The following is an 18,632-nucleotide window of genomic DNA, read 5'->3' as shown; positions in this document are numbered from 1 at the left end:
ATCTGGGTAAGTGACTGTGACTGTTGAGCCTGGCTCAGCTGTACCTGTAATAGGATCTTTTCCATTAATTGGATCTACTACAGGAGCTGTTGGTGGAATAGCATCTACAACGACGACCGTTGGTAATGAATTATTCCCTGCTGGGTCTGTCGCGATTACCTTAACTTCATCACCATCTTTTAAACCAGGATTTGGCACTGTCCAAGTTCCATCTGGACTCGTAACAACTGTGGTTTTGGTACCATCTGGGTAAGTGACTGTGACTGTTGAGCCTGGCTCAGCTGTACCTGTAATAGGATCTTTTCCATTAATTGGATCTACTACAGGAGCTGTTGGTGGAGTAGTGTCAGGTTTTACTGAAGATTTACCATTATTACTATCATTATCATTCGCCCACCACAAAATTCCTGCAGCAGTTAATGGTACTGATAACCATGCCCATGGCGAGCCTGCACCATCATGATAAAGTAGTGGTTCTATATCATCTATATAACTATATGTGATATTTTCTAATAATGCGCCATTACTATCTGTAAATTGCACCCAAACTAATTTATGGTTGCCATCTTCAAAAACTAAACTATTATCAGTTGAATAATTACCGCCATTAAAAAAATCAACTATTACAATTTTATCACCATTTTTTAAAGTGATAATTGCATTCCTACCATCTTGTTTTATTTCAGAAACATCATCTTTATTGACCTTTATTAAAACTACGGATGCTTCTGAAAGTGAAACATTATCTTTTGTTGTGGTTTCTAAGACCTTATGGCTTTCCTTAGAAACAACTTGTATTTCTGACATATTTTCTGCCCCTTAAAGGATTTTATTTAAATGAATCCAATTTAAAGCTCTTAAATAAAAAGAGCCCAAACTATGGAATAAATTAGATAAAATAAAGGCAAACCTCAACACAGAAATAAATTATATACATGAATTTCATCACACAAAAAAAATAAAAATGCAGTATATTTTTTAATCTCAATTATTAAATTAGAGATATTTATTAATTTTCAATAGTTTATTTTGTTTTAATGTATAAAATACATTTATTAGACTATTATGTTTTAAAATCCAAATAATAAAATTCATATTTTAAAATAATAAAAACATTTTGAAATAAGTATGAATTTTTATATTAAAAATTCATACTTATATTTTAAAATTTATCTTTCGCGCAATGCTTCTTTTACTTTATTAAATGGTTTTAATAAATAATCCAATATTGTTTTCTCACCTGTACGAATATCTACAGTCGCCACCATACCTGGTGTAATTGCAAATGATTTTTTTTCTTTATTATAAAGTTTGTCAGAATCCGTACGAATATATACTCTATAGTAAAACTGATCTTGCTTTACTTCATCTCGAATAGTATCAGGAGATATCACTGTCACTTTACCTTTCAATCCTCCATAAATTGAATAGTCATATGCTGTAATTTTTACTAGTGCTTCTTGTCCGGGATGAATAAAAGCGATATCACGTGGCAAAATTCGAGCCTCAATCAAAAGCTTTTCATCAATTGGAACTATCGTCATAAACTTCCCATTTTGCGGTATAACACCGCCATGTGTTGTCACCGAAATTTCTTTCACAACACCGCGCACGGGGGCTCTAAAAATAGCCCGATCCAAACTATCGGTCCTCCCCACAACCACTTGTTGTTGAGTTTGGATATCCATATTGGCTTTAGCTAATTCTTCCCGTGCTTTCACATAATATTGATTTCGAACATCATTCATTTTATTTTGTAAATCATTTGCCGAACGACGCAAGCGTAAAACTTCAACTTCACTCGCAGCTCCTTTAGCAACCAATGGCTCAGTCATAGTTAACTCTTGCTGTACCAACTGTAAAGCCTCTTTGTACCCTTTCAGGGTTTGCTCCACATCCTCTCGTCTAGACTGATACAGCGCCGTTTCTTCACTTACCAACATTGAATCTGTTGTAACAATCTTAGGGAAAACTAATGGTGTTCCATTCACTTCTGCACGTAAACGAGCTGCTGTTGCCTGAGCTGCCACCAGTAAAGATTGGGATTCACCAACATTTGATGCAAAACGAGTAGGATCTAACTGTGCCAGTATTTCACCTTTTTCAACAATATCACCTTCTTGTACATTTAATTTGGTGAGAATTCCCCCTTCCAAAGATTGTATTACCTGCTCTTTAGAAGAAGGGATAACCTTTCCTACTCCTGTAGATACTTCCTCAAGTTTAAATATCCAAGCCCAAATACAAAAAATCAGAAAGCCAATACCTACAATCCAAATGATTAAGCTCACACGGGGTAAAGATGGTTCAGTATAGGAAACATTCATTGAACGATCTTTTTCTTGTTGCTCGCTCATGAATCATCTCCTTGTTTAACATTATTGTGTTGAATAGTTGATTGACTTAATATCTCGTCTCTTGGCCCATCCATGACAATTTTTCCATCATTAACGACAACAATGCGATCAACTAGTTCTAAGACAGCCCGGCGGTGAGTTGCAACAATAAGCGTTCGATGAGCTAACCAATCTTTTAAGTGATCAATTAGTTGTTTTTCTGAGACATCATCAATGGAAGCTGTAGGTTCATCCAGCAAGAGGATATTTGGTTGACGAATGAGTAACCGAGCCAAAAGAAATGCTTGTTTTTGCCCTCCAGAAAAACCAATACCTCCCTCCAAAATCAGATGGTCAAGTCCTTCCTTCTTTTCTTGAATAAAAGCAAGAGCTCCTGTAACAGTCAAAGCATTTAATATGTCATCGTCTGTTGCTAAAGGCGCACCTAGGGTCAAATTTTCTCGAATCGTGCCGTAGAACAAATATGCATTCTGATTGAGTAAGCCCATATCACGTCGTACATCAGATGGATCTATTAAAGATAAATCTAGACCATCGAGATGAACTGCACCTTGATTGGGTTCCTGCATACCTGATAGCAATTGCAACAAAGTAGACTTACCTGCGCCATTACGACCTAATATGGCGACTTTTTCGCCTGCTCGAATTTTTAAATGACGAATCATAAGACTCGGTTTAGGATCCTCATCTCCATATTGAAACAAAACATTCTTTAACTCATAGTCCCCATTCAAAACCGGCTTGTGAACTAAATGAGAACGCTCAGCTTGATCAATAGGTCGCTTCATCAGCTCATCTAAACTTTGTTTCGCTATTTTGGTCTGCTGTAAACGTCCCAAAATTCCTGTAATCTGGGCAATTGGAGCGAGCATTCGTGATGACAAAATTGAGCATGCAACCAAAGCACCCGTTGTCATTTCACCATCAATGACAGCAAAACAACCCACTAAAACAACCATAGCGTATGTTAAACCCTGAAGTTTTTGCGTCCAGGCCATCAAAGTGCCGACAATTTTACGTTGTTTCATCCCGATATCAGCGGAAATCTCATTCATATGGTTCCATTGATTTTGGAAACGAGATTCTGCCCGCAATAACTTGATATCTTCTATACCCTGAACCACCTCTACTAATATTGCATTTCGAATAGCCGACTCACGCATCCCCTCTTGTGCTAACTGCGCCAATTTTTTCTGTACCAAAATTGCGGGTAAAATCATAAGCGGGATAACCAACAACATCACCCAAAATAGATTTCCACCAATGAAAGCAAAAATGAACAGAAAAAGAAAAAAGAAGGGTAAGTCAGCAATTGCACCAATTGTAGTTGAAGTAATAAGTTCTCTAACACCTTCCAGTTCACGGATTTGAGAAATAAAACTACCCGTCGATTTTGAGCGATCTTTATTTTTAATTCTTAGTGCATGTCCCAAAACGCGATCTGAAATACGTAAATCAGCTCTTTTACCAATAATATCAGACAGATAGACACGAGATACACGTAATACGAATTCAAAGATCGCCGCAATTAATACCCCACCAGCTAATACCCATAATGTTGAAATAGATTGTGAAGGTACGACACGGTCATAAACCTGCATAGAAAATATAATGGTTGCCAATGCCAATATGTTTGCAATCAAAGAGGCAAACATTATATCTATATATCGCTTCCAATCGCGTAAGGCAATCGACCAGAACCAATTTTCTTGATATGGCTTAATATATTCATCAATGCGAGCATCAGGAATTGAAGTCTCTGGCCGCAAAGTGTATACATACTTGATTTTATCTTTTAATAAATCTATATGAATACTTTGTGATAAACCTTGATCACCACTAAATTGAATATTAACATTTCCTTGCTTATCTGCTTTATCAACGACCCCAACTTGTCCATCATTTAGTTCAAAAATGACAGGTAAAAGCCATGGGTTTAAAAGCTCTACAGAAAAATTAGATTTACGTAGATTTAATCCAACCTGACGGGCGATCAATAGTAAAATGTCATCCAGCTTTTGGTTTTGATTCCATTCCAATTGTAAGCGAATTCTTTCTTCTGATGGCTCAATCCGATAATACTTTGCAACCGTGAGTATTGCTTGTAACCAGGGTTGATAATTTTTTTTTGTCGTCATGGCTGAACTTCGAACCCCTGAATTGAAATATTGTTTAAGCCATAAACTTGTCGCGAACGACCTGTTGCGGCAATATACTGAACAATACTGTTATAGATGTCATAACGTGCTGTCTCGAGCTCTGTATTTGCACTATGGATTGCTTGTTCAGCATTAAGTAAATCAACCAATGAACGTGTTCCCAGCTTATATTGTTCCTGATATAGCTCTCGGGTCCGAACGGTTGTTTCTTGTCTATTTGCTAAAACTTGTATTTGGCGCTGTTTGTTTTCAATTTGTTCACGACTCGTTCTAATCTGATTTAGAACATCTCGGTATACTGAGTTCACTTCTGATTTGGCAGCTTCTTCCGCATAACTCGCCATTTTAACTTGCGAAGAATTAGCCCCCCCTTGGTAAAACTGACTGGTCGCTTCAAGCATAATGGAACTATAAAACCCATCATCTCTACCATTATTCGGATTACGACCATTTAAGGCCTGATTTAGCGAACCTTTAACCGCAAGCGTTGGATAACGAGTTAATCGGGTTTGTTCTTTTTGGGCTTTTGCAACTTCTACCTTAGCTAGAGCTACAATCATTTTAGGAATGATATTAAATTGAGGTTCACCATATAAATCAGATTGCATAACAAGATCGTCAGGAATCAGCCAAACCTTATTAAAAATATCTACACCAAGAAGAATGCGTAAATGTTGCTGATATTGGCGTAACAAAGATTGTTGAGCAATTAAACTTGATTGCGCTGACTCTAGATAAGATTGAGCTTGAATTGGGTCAGCTTGACTACTGATTCCAGCATTTGCGCGTAAATTTGCGATATCCTTAATTCGTTGAATACCCGTTATTTGTTGCTCAGCAATTTTATTTAATCGTAAATAGCGCTGAATATTAATAATAGTTTGGGATGCATCTAAAGCGATATCATCAATACTGACTAAGACATTTGCTTGTTCAAGTTGTACCTTAGCTTGCGCTACTGAAACTCCAGACTTTATTTTCCCGAAATCATAAACCATCTGGGTTGCATTTAAACTGAGTAACTGGCGGCCACGCTCTCCTGTTGTTAAATCTCCAGTACTGACTCCTCCTGATAATTGCGGATAATAACCAGCTTTTGCAAAATCAACGCCTGCATTTTCTGCTGCTAAATTAGCAATCGCCTGTGAAATATCAGGATTCTGTTGAATTGAATAATGGATAGCATCAATTAAATTAATAGAATCATGTGTTAAAATATTAGGTACAGTAGGAAAAAAACCTTCATTTCCAATTTTTTGAAATTGACTTTGATCTACTTGCAAATTGCTTAGTTTTTGCAACTCAACAAATTTATAACTTTGATCAGTTTCAGGAGCAAAAAGTTGAGAAATTTTATTCTTTAAATTTTTCTCTGGTTTGGCTAATATCATTTCAGCCTTCACAGTCGATGCAATAAAAATAATATAGAAAATTATAAAAAAATTACTCGTTAAGCTAATTATAAATAGAAACTGATTTTGGTGAAAAAACGTATTCCTCATTGAACTTCTCATCTTTTAAAATATTAAAAAACAAGAAAATAGCCAGCTTATATCCATGAATTTTAAAACCTTACTTCTTTTATGAAATTTTTTAGAGAATAATTTAAACTAAGAACAAAAAAACATATGCTTCAAAAAAAAGTAACTAACACCAACACAACTTGTTATTTTATATAAAATTTAGTTGATTAAAAGGTGTTTAATACACCAGAAGCTTTAATGCACATTTAAAACAGATATATTTCATAAATCAAAAAATGATCATATTGAGTGAATAATATTTTTATTGAAAGTTTCTTCTCCCTTTGAGATAAAGCTAGAATGAGAAAGGATTTCACGTTGATTTATAATTTTAACAATCGCTTGTGAATGATGCCTAAAAAACAAACTAAATAGAATTATCATGATAAGATAATACATATTAATACTAAAAAGCTGTCATTTAATTTAAACAAAAAGCATCTACTTAAGACTTAAAATATTTCACATTCAGAATAAAACATATAAACCAATTAATATTAAAGATAAAAAATAACTTCTAACTCTAAATTAATATAGCTAAAAAAATTTTTACAAGAGGCTCAATATATAAATTAATTTTTATTACTTCAGATTATTAAAAAAAGATTAACTATTATCATCCGGCTCCTTATAAAACTTAATTCAAAATCAACATCTATTTGATTTTTATTCAATATTAGCAAAAACAGTAAGTACGGTTTAAAAAAATCCTAAACTAACAAGATAAAACTAGTATCTTTTTAAAGCGAAGAAACTAATAAACACTACTATAAAAATATTTAAAAAATTTTATTATATTTAATGAAAAGCTGACTTAGGACTTAGAAAATCGATAAATCGACTAATATTGCTGAGAAAAAAACTACTATATTATTTTAAATTTCAAGTAAAATCAGATTATAATCATCTTAAATTTAGTTTTAATGACAGTTTAAATTCGTCACATGATTCAATATTTTTATATTTAAGGTACAGCTTTAACCATACTATAATTAGTTTCTAAACGATCTACCGGTAGCGGCATGCCTAACAAATAACCTTGTAATTGCTGACAACCTAAGCGTTTAAGAATCTGCGCCTGTTGTTCAGTTTCAACACCTTCTGCCGTCACCACCAAACCCAAACGAATCGCCAAATGAATAATACTTTCTAAAATGATTTGTTCTTTTGAACCTTCACACAAATTACGGATAAATTCTCGATCTATTTTTAATTCATCTACTGGTAAATCTTTTAAATACAAGAAACTCGAATGGCCCGTTCCAAAATCATCAATTGCCAGTCGGATACCTAAATTTCTTAATTTCTCAAAGGTTTGAATACTGTCATCAATATGATGCATCGCTGTAGATTCAGTAATCTCAATAATTAAATTACCATTCTTGACATGGTATTTTTGAATCAATTTTTCTAAAGTTTCAATCAAATGCTTATGTTCAAATTGCACAGCTGAAAGATTTACGGCGATGGGACCAAAAGCATATTTTTTATCTTCCCACTCTTGAATTTGCTTACATGCTTTTTCTAAAGCCCAATAACCCATACGAATAATCAGACCCGTTTGCTCAGCACCATCAATAAACATGCTCGGTGCAAGTAAGCCTAGGGTTGGATGCTTCCAACGGATTAAAGCTTCTACGCCACAAATTTGGTAGTCGGCTGTGAATTTAGGTTGATAAAATAGAATAAATTGTTGTTCTTCTACTGCTTTATATAAATCATTGATGAGTTTAGATTGACTTCGGCTTTGGTGTTGTTGGTCTAAAGAACTGCTATAAACACTAAAAGTATTACGACCCTGCTCTTTCGATTGCATCATGGCTGAATCAGCATTAATCAATAAATCTTGTAAGTTCTGCCCATGATCTGGAAAAAATACAATTCCAATGCTGGCAGAAATATTGATTTCTTTACCTGAAATTTGAAACCCATCTTGTATTTTTTGTAAGAATAATTCAGCAATTTCTTCAGCTTCATTACGATTAGAATCTTCAAGAATCAGAATGAACTCATCTCCACCAATACGAATAAGTCTTTGTCCGTCCTTGAGCAAAGGATATAAACGCTGTGCGAGTTTAACCAGAAGTTCGTCACCTATATGATGACCAAACGCATCATTGACTGATTTAAAGCGATCTAAGTCAATATAAATAAACGCAATTTTAGTCTGTATTTCTTTATAACCTAAAAATAAAGCATCTGTGTATTCAACTAGAAATAATCGATTTGGAAGTTTAGTCAGATTGTCTTGAAGTGCTAAGTCTTCAAGCTCTTTATTGGCTTGTAATAACTGTAAACTACGTTCTTCTAATCTTCGTTCTAAAATCGCTACACAAAAAGCAGAAACAAGGATCAAACTCGCTACAAAAATAATGGTAAACAATAAAATACCTTGTCCTTCGTGTAGTTGACTTCCAAAATGTTTTTCATGCACCGATGAGATCGTCGCCGCAGCCATACCAATATAATGCATTCCCACAATGCTGAGCGCGATCATGATCGATACAGCAATTTTATAGAGCATCTTATGATTAAAAGAATTCTTATATTTAAAGGCGAGCCAGAAAGACAATCCTGAACCACTTATAGCCATGATGACTGAGAGCATCACTAAAATAACATCATAATCAACTTGTTGATTTGGAATATTTAAACCCAGCATGCCGATATAGTGCATCCCAGAAATTCCCAACCCCATCAACAATCCACCCAAAATCAGCCGTACAATAGGCAAAGTTTCTTGAGTTGTCAGCCAAATCGCAAAAGTCGACGCCAATGCAGCAATAATATATGAAATCACTGTGAATGTTAGATCAAAGGAATAACCTTGTGGTAGATCACAAGCCAACATTCCGATAAAATGCATTGCCCAAATTGCAAACCCAAAAACCATGCCACTCAAGCATAATATAATTTTTTGTTGGCGAGGCGAATGTTGCGTAAATATGAGTTGTTCTAATGAAATAGCTACGTAACAGATGATAACTGCAATACATGCAGAGCCTATTACGAGATTACTATCATAACTCATATAACTCATAAAAATTTACTTCCAGTAATGAACCTATTTTTGTTATAAGCAACCTTTATATATACAACCTAAAATTGCGAGAAGGTTCACCTTTTTTAAAGAGCGTTCGTTTTACTTAAAATATCACTATCCTATTGAACGTCAAGTTATTTTTTAAATCGAAATAAAAAAGCATACCCGAGATATGCTTTTTTATTTTACCTAAATAGAATTTTTAGTTATTTACTTGTTAGATGTGCCAAATCTAACAGAACGTTGGCAGCTTCATTCACAAAAGTCTCTTCTTCTGGCAAAGCTGGGCGCTGGTTTACTTTCATTTTTGCTCTCGACTCAGCCAAAGCATCCAAACTTGCTTGGTAGCTTTCCCAATTTGAATATGGTTTTAGTCCTGTTTCAGTACGGCGTTTGTTCTCTGCAGCCAATGTTCTTGCTTCAAGCGCTATTAACTCCGCTTTACGTTTATCAATATCTAGAGAGATTCGTTTCTGATCTTTAGCTTCTTGAGCAATCGCTTTACGCGTCTCTAAATATTGGAACTGAGAATCGCCTGCCGTACGAACTTTTGATTTTTCACCAAGCTGTGCCACATAAGGTTGAATTGAACCTTCACGTTTAAATGGCGCAGTCGGAATCGTATCCCATTTCAGGGCATTTTTCGCTTTACGCTCACCAAACTCTTCATCGTAAATATCAACCAATTTGATATCTGGTATCACACCTTTGTTTTGTGTGCTTCCACCTGTAACACGATAAAATTTACGCTGAGTTAAGGTCGCTTGACCATAAGCAAGACTATCTAATTGAACTTGTGCAGTTCCCTTACCTGTTGTTGTGCTCCCTAAAATAACTGCACGATCGTAATCTTGGAGTGCAGCAGAGTAAATCTCACTGGCAGAAGCTGATGCTAAGTTAACCAAAACAGCCAAAGGTCCTGAATAAGTTTGAGCACCACCGTCGGTGTCTTCAAACACACTCACATTCCCGTTACCGTCACGGATTTGAACCACTGGGCCCTCTTTAATTACCTGCCCAATCATTTTGGCAACTTCTTCTAAAGAACCACCTGGATTATTACGCAAATCAATAATAATGCCTTCAACATTTTGTGCTGCAAGTGACTTCAATGCTTTATTGGTATCTTCTGAAACAGAGCGATATTCAGTCCCTGCACGACGTGCACGATAGTTCAAATAGAAAGATGGTATTTCTAAAACACCAAACTTATGCTTTTTACCATCACGTGTAAGTTCCACAGTCCGTGAACGGACACCAGCATCTTCTTCTTGAATCACATCACGAGTAATTGTGACAACTCGCGCTTGGCTCATAGAGGCACCAGCAGCTAACAATTTCACTGAAACTTTGGTTCCACGTTTCCCACGTATCAATCCAACAATTTCGGAACTTGGCCAGCCAATCACATCGACCATCTTATTGCCATCTTGTGCAACACCAATAATGCGATCACCCGATTTAACCTGTCCAGTCTTACTTGCCGGCCCACCATCTACAATAGTTTCAATCTTGGTGTAGTCTTCATTACCACGCTCAGGACGAATCGAAACACCAATACCTTCAAGTTGTAAGGTGGTTTGACGATTCAACTCCATGGCATCAACAGGTGGAAAATAATTGCTGTGCGGATCGTAGGTCAAGGTCATTGCATTGAGGATACGTTCCAGCACATCATCACTCTTGGTTCGTCCAATACGCTCTAGTTGGCGGGTATACCGCTTGGTAAGCGTTTGAACCGGTGTAAGATCTTCTGATGCGGCTAAATCCTGACCATTGGCCAATGTTGGATCATCTTTTAATGCTTTTTGTTTGGCTTGATCTTCTTGCTTAGCAATAGTGAGATTGATTAATTGCGACACCAGCATTTTACGCCAATAGTTTTGCAACTCGGCTTTGCTTGCAAAAAACGCAGCTTTTTCACGATCGGCATCAATAAACTCATTCGGTTGATTTAAGTTCTGTGTCTTTTTAAGTTCAGCCAATTCAAATTCATAAAATTCTTTTAAACGCGCTCGATAATGCGCATGAATCGCAAATGGTCCAGACAAATCACCTGCTTTTAGTTTTGCGCCAAGTGTTGCACCATACTGTTTTTTATATTGTTCAATTTCTGAAGCTAAAAATAATGTGTGCTCTGGATCGAGGCTATCAATATACATGTCTAAAATACGATTTGATGTGGTTGCATCTAAACGCATATTCAAATAATGCTGACGGTCAATCAATGTTGCAAGTTGACGTGTCACTAAAGCTTGATCTTGTGAAGGATGAATCGATTGAGACACGTTTGTAGCATTGGTTTCCGCCATTGCCTGATTGATGGTATGGGTAAAGAATAAACCACCTGTTGCAAGTGCTATAGCGCAAGCGAGAGTTTGAATTTTCATAAATTCTTAATACTTCCTTGGGTTTTCCAATTTCTATATCGTTTTTCAATCTGAACTCAACAGTTTCAATATCTTAAACGACTTTATCTGTTTATGTTGTGTAGTTTTAGCATAATCTGTACTGACTAAGTGTAGCAAATCATTGCAGAAATCGGGTATTGTTTCCCAGTTTAAATAAATACAACCGTGGATTCCTATGATCGGCGCATTGATGCTTGATATTGCAGGCACAGAACTTACTCAAGAAGATATTGAACTATTACAAACTCCGCAAGTCGGTGGCATGATTTTATTTTCAAGAAATATAGAATCACCTGCACAAGTTCGCGCATTAACCGATCATATGCGCCAAATTCGCCCAGACATTCTTATTGCAGTTGATCAAGAAGGGGGGCGAGTACAACGCTTAAAACAAGGGTTTACTCTACTACCAGCTATGGGGCATTTTGGTGAGCTTTACTTAACTCAACCTGAAAAAGCATTAACACTGGTTGAACAATGTGGTTGGCTCATGGCAATTGAAGTGCTTGCTGTCGGGATTGATTTTAGTTTTGCCCCTGTTTTAGATCTCAATGATATAAGTGATGTGATTGGCGATCGCGCCTTTGCAAAAAATGTACAAGATATTGTGCCACTAGCTAGTGCATTTATGAAAGGGATGCAACGTGCTGGTATGGCAACTACAGGCAAACACTTCCCTGGACATGGTTCAGTTAAAGCAGATTCTCATGTTGCTGCAGCAATTGATCCACGTGAATACCAAGATATTTATAATAATGATATGCAAAGTTTTATTCAGCTACAAACCCAGCTGGATGCACTTATGCCTGCACATGTTATTTATGAAAATGTAGATCCAAATCCTGCGGGCTTTTCACCCTATTGGATTGAAACGATTTTACGTCAAGAACTTCAATTTGATGGTGTGTTATTCTCAGATGATTTAAGTATGCAAGCTGCTTGTGTCGCAGGCGGAGCAGACGCACGTATCCGAGCTGCTCTCGAAGCTGGTTGCGATATGGGCTTGGTGTGTAATAATCGTGAATCAGCATGTATTGCATTGGCTGGAATTAACAATCTACCATTACCAAATCAAGCACGTTTACAACGTATGCGTGGCAAAATTCCAGATATCACCATTGGTGAAAAATTTGAGCTTGGAAATGAATGGCAAACTGTCAAAAAAGTCATTGAAGAATTTAAAAATTCACTTTAAAAAGAATAGAAACACATCTATATGATGTTGATCTAGAAAAATTAACATCTCTTTCTTTTTATAAAAAGAAAGAGAAAATTTTAAGCTTTTTAACAGTTTAAAAAGCTTAAAATGCATATCTCTAAATAGTGCATTGGGAAGGATAAAAAAGAAGAACTGAGTAAAATTAAATTTTAGTCTTCTTTTTAATTGTTTTCGTAATCATCGAATTAGAAAAAATATAAGTTAAGGATAACTATGTCAGACCAACAACTTTCAAAGCACCGCCATATCTCATTTACAGCCCATTACACAGGCTATATTTGGTATAAAATGGGAATTTCTCATCCATTATTTGCTACATCAAAGGGTAAAACTTTAGCGATGATTGCCCATCCAATAGAAAGTTGGGGAGAAAAATATGTAGGCGGCAGTATGCGTACCACACTCAAACAACGTCATACTATGTTAGATGAGCGCTTAGCTAAACTGATCGAACAGTCTCCTGACTTACAAGTATTAGAAATAGCCGCAGGACTATCACCAAGAGGTTGGTGGTTTAGGCAACATTATCCCACGATTGATTATCGTGAATTAGATTTGCCCGATATGGCAAAAACTAAGCAAGCAGCGCTTAAGCAAATTGATAACGCGAGCCCAGATGTATTGTCTGTAGATTTATTTACAGACGATTTTAAAAAAGCCTTTGACGTATTTGATCCCCAACGACCGCTCGTTGTGATCAGTGAAGGTTTAATTAACTACTTTACCAAAGCACTTTTACAACAATTGATTCAATCGATTTCCCAGTACGGACAAGACTTCAAGAGCTTACATTATCTCACAGACCTCTATCCTGAACCTGTAAAAAACAAACTGGCTAAAGTGATTTGGAATAGTAGCAAGCTATTAAAAATCATGTCTCGAAGTGCTTTTACCTTTCACTTTATCAATCCAGAACAAGTGAAAAATTTTATCTATCAAGCTGGTTTTCAAAAAGTTGAAGTAATCCAGCCTAATTCCTATTTTAATAAAAATTCAATTGAACACGATGCTGAAGAACATCTAGGTGATTTGGTGTGGATGATTGATGCACAACGATAAAGCAATCATTTGTTGCTATGATCGAGACTTGAACTCCTAACTATAAAAAACCAGTGAAAAAGACTGGTTTTTTAACAGAATAAACCCTGACTACCTTAAAGCTACAGCATTTTCTTGTTCAATACACACCGGTACTGTTTGAGTTTGGCGCGCGATAAAGCGTAATAAGCGATCTGCATTTTCAAAGCTACCATGCTTAAATAGAGCCCGAACACCAAATTCAGATGTTTCAAAAATCAAACATTCAATCGCAAACTCACCTTCATCATCACTTAAGTTTAAAGCCAAATCACGGGTATGTTCATTGACAAAAGCTAAATCCTGTTGATGATCAAGGCTTATCAATAGACCAAAATAATTTAAATCAATCACATCTACCTGTATCACTCTATTTGAATGGCGGTGGCTCAACTGGCGATGCGGATCAAGCACTTGAATACGTTGTTCTCCACGGCGCTCGATATGTTGCATTTGTTCCCGTGTGAAATTAACAATGCCATCTAGCCCTTGAATAGAATCACCTTTTAAATAAGTAGTGAATAAGGTCATGGTTTCTTTACGACGCTGTAATTGTGGAACATGATCTGCATTGGCAATCATTGCAAACTGCATGTCTGGACATTGCAAAGCAAAGTTTGCATTTTCATGGGGTAAGGTAAAACTGTCGTATTGACCACATGCCACCAGCGTATTGACTTGAGGGACCGGCACATGGTTTAACCGCAATAAGCGATTACAATTGATTTCATAACGTTCTTGTTCTGTATGAGAAAACTCAGCCATTTGCTTAAAGAACAATCTTTTTGCTGTAGGCGACATTCGGGTTTTGTCTAATTTAGCATGATTGACTAAATACAAAATGACCGCTTGACCAAACTCCCCCATACGTTGTTCTTTCATCAGCATCAATGATTCTTCTAACAGCATCCGCCAGCTTTTACGCGTTTCTTGCATGACGCCCATCAGGATCATTTTCTCGACCAATTCTGGACGTTGATCAACAAAAAATGAAGCAATCACAGAACCTAAAGATATCCCCACCACGGCAACCTTTTCAATCGCGACAATATCAAGCCACTGTCCCAACATACGAGAAAGATCTGGTAACTCTAATGTACCTGCTGATAAGCCAGAATCGATATTGGTGATTTGTTGATTGGCGCCCATTGAGGGCAAATCAATCAGAATGACTGGGCCACTTTCAAAAAACTGCTCGACACAATATTTATATGAGTTAAAGTTTTGGAATGCTCCACCCACAATCACAATAGGGGTATTGTGAATTGTTCGTGGATCTGCGATCGCCATATACTCAATTTTCCAGCCATCAATCCAAGTTGTTCTTGGTTCCTGCTTAAAACTATTTTTGTGGTATATGTCGAAAAAACCAAAGCTTGATAAAGATTGGTGTGATTCTGTGTCCATTTGGATAATGGAATTCATATCCTTCCTCCATCCTTGCTTTATTCTTTTAATATGCAAGATTTTGACCCGCATTATTCTTTCAAATTCGTGATACGTATAAATTCTGTATCACTTCAATGTCCTTATTGTTTCATTCTTACAGATGTGTGATTTATACGCAATCGCTAAATTGACCGTTTATCCAGTTTAAATGGCAAAAGACTTTGCAAAATATTCTGAGTTCTGGCAACACAAAATAAGTTTATTTCAGTGAAATACTTCCTTGGCTTTACTTAGACTGCTACTATCAAAGGGAAATTTTTAATGATCAAATAAACTGCTATGCAAGACTCAATTGAACAGTATATGCAAACTGTAGGGAAGCAAGCACGCCAAGCCGCTAGTGTTTTGGCAGGCGCAACTACACTTGCAAAAAATAATGCCTTATCTGCGATTTATACTGCTTTGGAAAATAGTCAACCGCAAATCTTGGCCGCCAACCAAATTGACATGAGCAAAGGTCGTGACAATCAATTGGATAGTGCTTTACTTGATCGTTTAGAACTCAACCCCACACGCTTTAAAGGAATGTTACAAGGCTTAAAAGATGTCATTGGTCTTGTCGATCCGATTGGTGAAATCACGGATCTTGCTTTCCGCCCAACAGGTATTCAGATTGGTAAAATGCGCGTGCCTTTAGGTGTGGTCGGCATGATTTATGAATCACGCCCAAACGTTACCCTTGAAGCTGCCTCACTTGCGTTAAAATCTGGCAATGCCATCATTTTACGTGGTGGCTCTGAAGCATTGAATTCAAATCAAGCAATTGCTGAAGCCATCCAACATGGTTTAAAAGCAGCGGGCTTACCTGAAACTTGTGTACAAGTGATAAACACCACTGACCGTGCTGCAGTGGGCCAATTAATTACCATGTCTGAATATGTTGATGTGATTGTACCTCGTGGTGGTAAAAGCTTGATTGAACGCATCACCAATGAGGCAACCATCCCAGTGATTAAACACCTTGATGGAAATTGCCATGTTTTTGTTGAAGCTCAAGCTGATCTACATAAAGCACTTCCTATCGCATTAAACTCCAAAACACATCGTTATGGTGTATGTAATGCAATGGAAACTCTCTTGGTTGATGAAAAAATCGCTGAGGAGTTTTTACCACGTATCGCCGAGCTTTATGCAGAAAAAAACGTTGAATTACGTGGTTGTAGAAATGTTCAAAAAATCTTAGGCAACGCTGTAAAACCAGCAAGTGAAGAGGATTGGTATGAAGAATATCTAGGCCCAATCTTAGCAGTGAAAATTGTGACAGGGATTGAGGAAGCCATTCAACATATTAACAAGTATGGTTCACATCATACTGATGCAATCATCACCGAGAACTTTAGCTTAGCGCGTCAATTTTTGACACGCGTAGATTCAAGTTCGGTCATGGTCAATGCTTCGACTCGTTTTGCTGATGGTTTTGAATATGGCTTAGGTGCTGAAATTGGGATTTCTACAGATAAAATTCATGCCCGTGGTCCAGTTGGTCTTGAAGGATTAACCTCTCAAAAATGGATTGTTTTGGGAGATGGTCAGATTCGTCATTAATTCCAAGCATGAATAACTCGACTCAGCATTTATCTTAACAATAAATGCTGAGTTTTTTACTTTTAATACATCGTTAAAATATAACTAAATTCAATTTTTTTTATAAAAAAACAATTAATTAAATTTTAAAACACCAAAACAACATCATTTTTATAGGACAAGATTATTTACAAGAAACTATATAATGCAGATAGATAAAAACGGCAATGAGTGATAATTTTTAACAATCAATTGATAAATATTAATTATTAATCAATATCAGGTCGATAGTCCAAAAGTCTAATCACCTAAAGTCTATCTAGGACAAAAAAACTACACATGGTACAACATGACTGCCGATCTAATTTGCCCTATATAAACAAGCATAATCAGATCAATCAGGATGACTTTTTTAAATTATAATTTCGGGTATTCAAACGTGTCTACATCAGTATTAGTAATTAACTGCGGATCTTCATCAATCAAATATGCGCTTGTTTCTGAACGTCGTGAAGATCGAATCTTTGGTTTAGCAGAAAACCTAGGTTCTGCTGATGCACGTATTAAAGGAATCACGGCGGGTAATCAGCCTCTTGAACTGTCAATTCCTTATGCAGACCATGAAAAAGCTTTAGAAACTATCTTAGGTCGCTTATCACAATATAAGCCTCAAGCCATTGGACACCGTGTCGTTCACGGGGGTACCTTAACCAAAGCGGAATTATTGACACCTGAAATTGTAGAAAAAATTCGTGAAGCAACACCGCTTGCACCGCTGCATAATCCTGCTCATTTAGTCGGTATTGATGCGACAATGCGCCTATTCCCTGAATTACCACAGGTTGCAGTATTTGATACAGCATTCCATCAAACCATGCCTGCACATGCATATCGTTATGCTTTACCAAAGTTTCTTTATACACAACACAATGTTCGTCGTTATGGTTTCCATGGTACCAGTCATGCGTATGTTTCTGAACGTGGTTCTGAACTTGCGGGTAGCTACAAACATGGCGGTTGGTTAACAGCACACTTAGGCAACGGTAGCTCAACTTGCGCAATCTGGAACGGTCAAAGTGTCGATACATCCATGGGACTTACCCCGCTCGAAGGCGTGGTGATGGGCACACGTAGTGGTGATGTTGATCCTAGCATTCATAGCTTCCTTGCTTCAAACTTAGGTTGGGATATCTATAAAATTGATAAAATGCTAAACAGCGAATCAGGTTTACTAGGCCTATCTGATCTTTCAAATGATATGCGTACCTTGATTGATGCCTCAGAACAAGGCAATGAAGATGCAACTTTAGCGATTGAAGTATTCTGTTATCGTTTAGCCAAATCTCTGGCTGCATTAAGCTGTGGCTTACCACGTATCGATGGTTTGTTCTTTACTGGTGGTATTGGCGAAAACTCTGCCTACATTCGTGAAAAAACTGTTGCTTACTTACCTCACTTCGGTTTCAACCTTAGCAAAGAACAGAATGATGGTTTAAAACGTGGAACAGAAGGTCGAATTGATGCAGGAACAGGCCCTCAAATTTGGGTAATTCCAACCGATGAAGAAGGTCGAATCGCTAAAGAAACGGTTCATGTTGTAGAACACGAGGTACAACAGGCTGCAAAAAAGCCTGAATCTGATATTGCGACAGCTTAAGCTGTCGTAAGTCTTGTACGAGCTTTGCGTGTACATGTTGAAATAGCAGCATACTCAAGATCATTATCTATAATGATCTTAATCAGATTTTTGATATAAAGCTATTTTGTAATCGTTTAAGCTGGCATAAATATATAAACCAGTCTTGTAGATGATTGGAGATATTCATCTTCAATTTATCCATGAATTCACACTATTTACTGATTAAAGAAT

10 protein-coding genes and 2 pseudogenes are annotated in these 18,632 nt (G+C 36.7%); 4 read left to right on the top strand and 8 right to left on the bottom strand.

All coding sequences use genetic code 11. The features are described from left to right. From ACG9ZL_RS18380 to ACG9ZL_RS18355, 6 genes are all read right to left on the bottom strand, one after another. The coding region (locus ACG9ZL_RS18380) for a BapA/Bap/LapF family prefix-like domain-containing protein (protein ID WP_419361077.1) at positions 1 to 807 on the bottom strand (807 nt) is incomplete at its 3' end. A 362-nt stretch (positions 808 to 1,169) separates the two neighbouring features. After that, positions 1,170 to 2,357: an HlyD family type I secretion periplasmic adaptor subunit gene (locus tag ACG9ZL_RS18375; protein WP_419328746.1), complete on the bottom strand. Its 1,188-nt coding sequence runs from the start codon at positions 2,355 to 2,357 to the stop codon at positions 1,170 to 1,172. Then, positions 2,354 to 4,495, bottom strand: a complete 2,142-nt coding sequence (locus ACG9ZL_RS18370) for a type I secretion system permease/ATPase (protein WP_419361074.1) — start codon at positions 4,493 to 4,495, stop codon at positions 2,354 to 2,356. Before ACG9ZL_RS18370 ends, ACG9ZL_RS18375 begins: the two co-directional genes overlap by 4 nt. Next, positions 4,492 to 5,907 (bottom strand): TolC family protein, encoded by a 1,416-nt coding sequence (locus ACG9ZL_RS18365; RefSeq protein WP_336954580.1) that lies wholly within the window; start codon positions 5,905 to 5,907, stop codon positions 4,492 to 4,494. The genes ACG9ZL_RS18370 and ACG9ZL_RS18365 overlap by 4 nt, the downstream gene beginning before the upstream one ends. Before the next feature lie 1,096 nt (positions 5,908 to 7,003). Continuing rightward, a complete protein-coding gene (locus ACG9ZL_RS18360; protein WP_336954578.1) occupies positions 7,004 to 9,079 on the bottom strand; it encodes a bifunctional diguanylate cyclase/phosphodiesterase in 2,076 nt (691 codons plus the stop codon). Between the two features lie 209 nt (positions 9,080 to 9,288). Next, on the bottom strand, positions 9,289 to 11,472 hold the full coding sequence (locus ACG9ZL_RS18355; RefSeq protein WP_336954577.1) for a carboxy terminal-processing peptidase: 2,184 nt from the start codon (positions 11,470 to 11,472) through the stop codon (positions 9,289 to 9,291). 196 nt (positions 11,473 to 11,668) lie between these two features. Between ACG9ZL_RS18355 and nagZ the strand changes: the two genes are divergently transcribed. Together nagZ and ACG9ZL_RS18345 are read left to right on the top strand one after the other, a co-directional pair. After that, on the top strand, positions 11,669 to 12,688 hold the full coding sequence (nagZ, locus tag ACG9ZL_RS18350) for a beta-N-acetylhexosaminidase (RefSeq protein ID WP_419361072.1): 1,020 nt from the start codon (positions 11,669 to 11,671) through the stop codon (positions 12,686 to 12,688). Between the two features lie 237 nt (positions 12,689 to 12,925). Then, on the top strand, positions 12,926 to 13,771 hold the full coding sequence (locus ACG9ZL_RS18345) for a class I SAM-dependent methyltransferase (protein WP_419361069.1): 846 nt from the start codon (positions 12,926 to 12,928) through the stop codon (positions 13,769 to 13,771). A gap of 90 nt (positions 13,772 to 13,861) precedes the next feature. On the opposite strand, the pseudogene ACG9ZL_RS18340 reads toward ACG9ZL_RS18345, so the two are convergent. Beyond that, positions 13,862 to 14,089, bottom strand: a pseudogene (locus ACG9ZL_RS18340) (alpha/beta fold hydrolase); the annotation flags it as partial. Between the two features lie 77 nt (positions 14,090 to 14,166). Next, positions 14,167 to 15,214: pseudogene (locus tag ACG9ZL_RS18335) on the bottom strand (alpha/beta fold hydrolase); the annotation flags it as partial. Positions 15,215 to 15,517: 303 nt separating this feature from the next. Between ACG9ZL_RS18335 and ACG9ZL_RS18330 the strand changes: the two are divergent. After that, the gene (locus tag ACG9ZL_RS18330) at positions 15,518 to 16,783 is read left to right on the top strand and encodes a glutamate-5-semialdehyde dehydrogenase (protein WP_336954572.1); all 1,266 of its coding nucleotides are present in this window, start codon (positions 15,518 to 15,520) and stop codon (positions 16,781 to 16,783) included. A 418-nt stretch (positions 16,784 to 17,201) separates the two neighbouring features. Continuing rightward, entirely contained in the window at positions 17,202 to 18,419 is a 1,218-nt protein-coding gene (locus tag ACG9ZL_RS18325; RefSeq protein ID WP_336954570.1) for an acetate/propionate family kinase, read from the top strand. The last annotated feature ends 213 nt before the right edge of the window (positions 18,420 to 18,632 follow it).

This window comes from Acinetobacter legionensis (genome assembly GCF_048551735.1).
Classification (GTDB): domain Bacteria; phylum Pseudomonadota; class Gammaproteobacteria; order Pseudomonadales; family Moraxellaceae; genus Acinetobacter.
Note: the sequence above shows the minus strand (reverse complement) of the source record. Positions and strands in the feature narration are given on the sequence as shown.

Bases quoted from the DNA above. Each gene is read 5' to 3' on its own strand.
- ACG9ZL_RS18375 (WP_419328746.1), bottom strand. From the start codon at position 2,357: ATGAGCGAGCAACAAGAAAAAGATCGTTCAATGAATGTTTCCTATACT.
- ACG9ZL_RS18370 (WP_419361074.1), bottom strand. From the start codon at position 4,495: ATGACGACAAAAAAAAATTATCAACCCTGGTTACAAGCAATACTCACG.
- ACG9ZL_RS18365 (WP_336954580.1), bottom strand. From the start codon at position 5,907: ATGATATTAGCCAAACCAGAGAAAAATTTAAAGAATAAAATTTCTCAA.
- ACG9ZL_RS18360 (WP_336954578.1), bottom strand. From the start codon at position 9,079: ATGAGTTATATGAGTTATGATAGTAATCTCGTAATAGGCTCTGCATGT.
- ACG9ZL_RS18355 (WP_336954577.1), bottom strand. From the start codon at position 11,472: ATGAAAATTCAAACTCTCGCTTGCGCTATAGCACTTGCAACAGGTGGT.
- nagZ (WP_419361072.1), top strand. From the start codon at position 11,669: ATGATCGGCGCATTGATGCTTGATATTGCAGGCACAGAACTTACTCAA.
- ACG9ZL_RS18345 (WP_419361069.1), top strand. From the start codon at position 12,926: ATGTCAGACCAACAACTTTCAAAGCACCGCCATATCTCATTTACAGCC.
- ACG9ZL_RS18330 (WP_336954572.1), top strand. From the start codon at position 15,518: ATGCAAGACTCAATTGAACAGTATATGCAAACTGTAGGGAAGCAAGCA.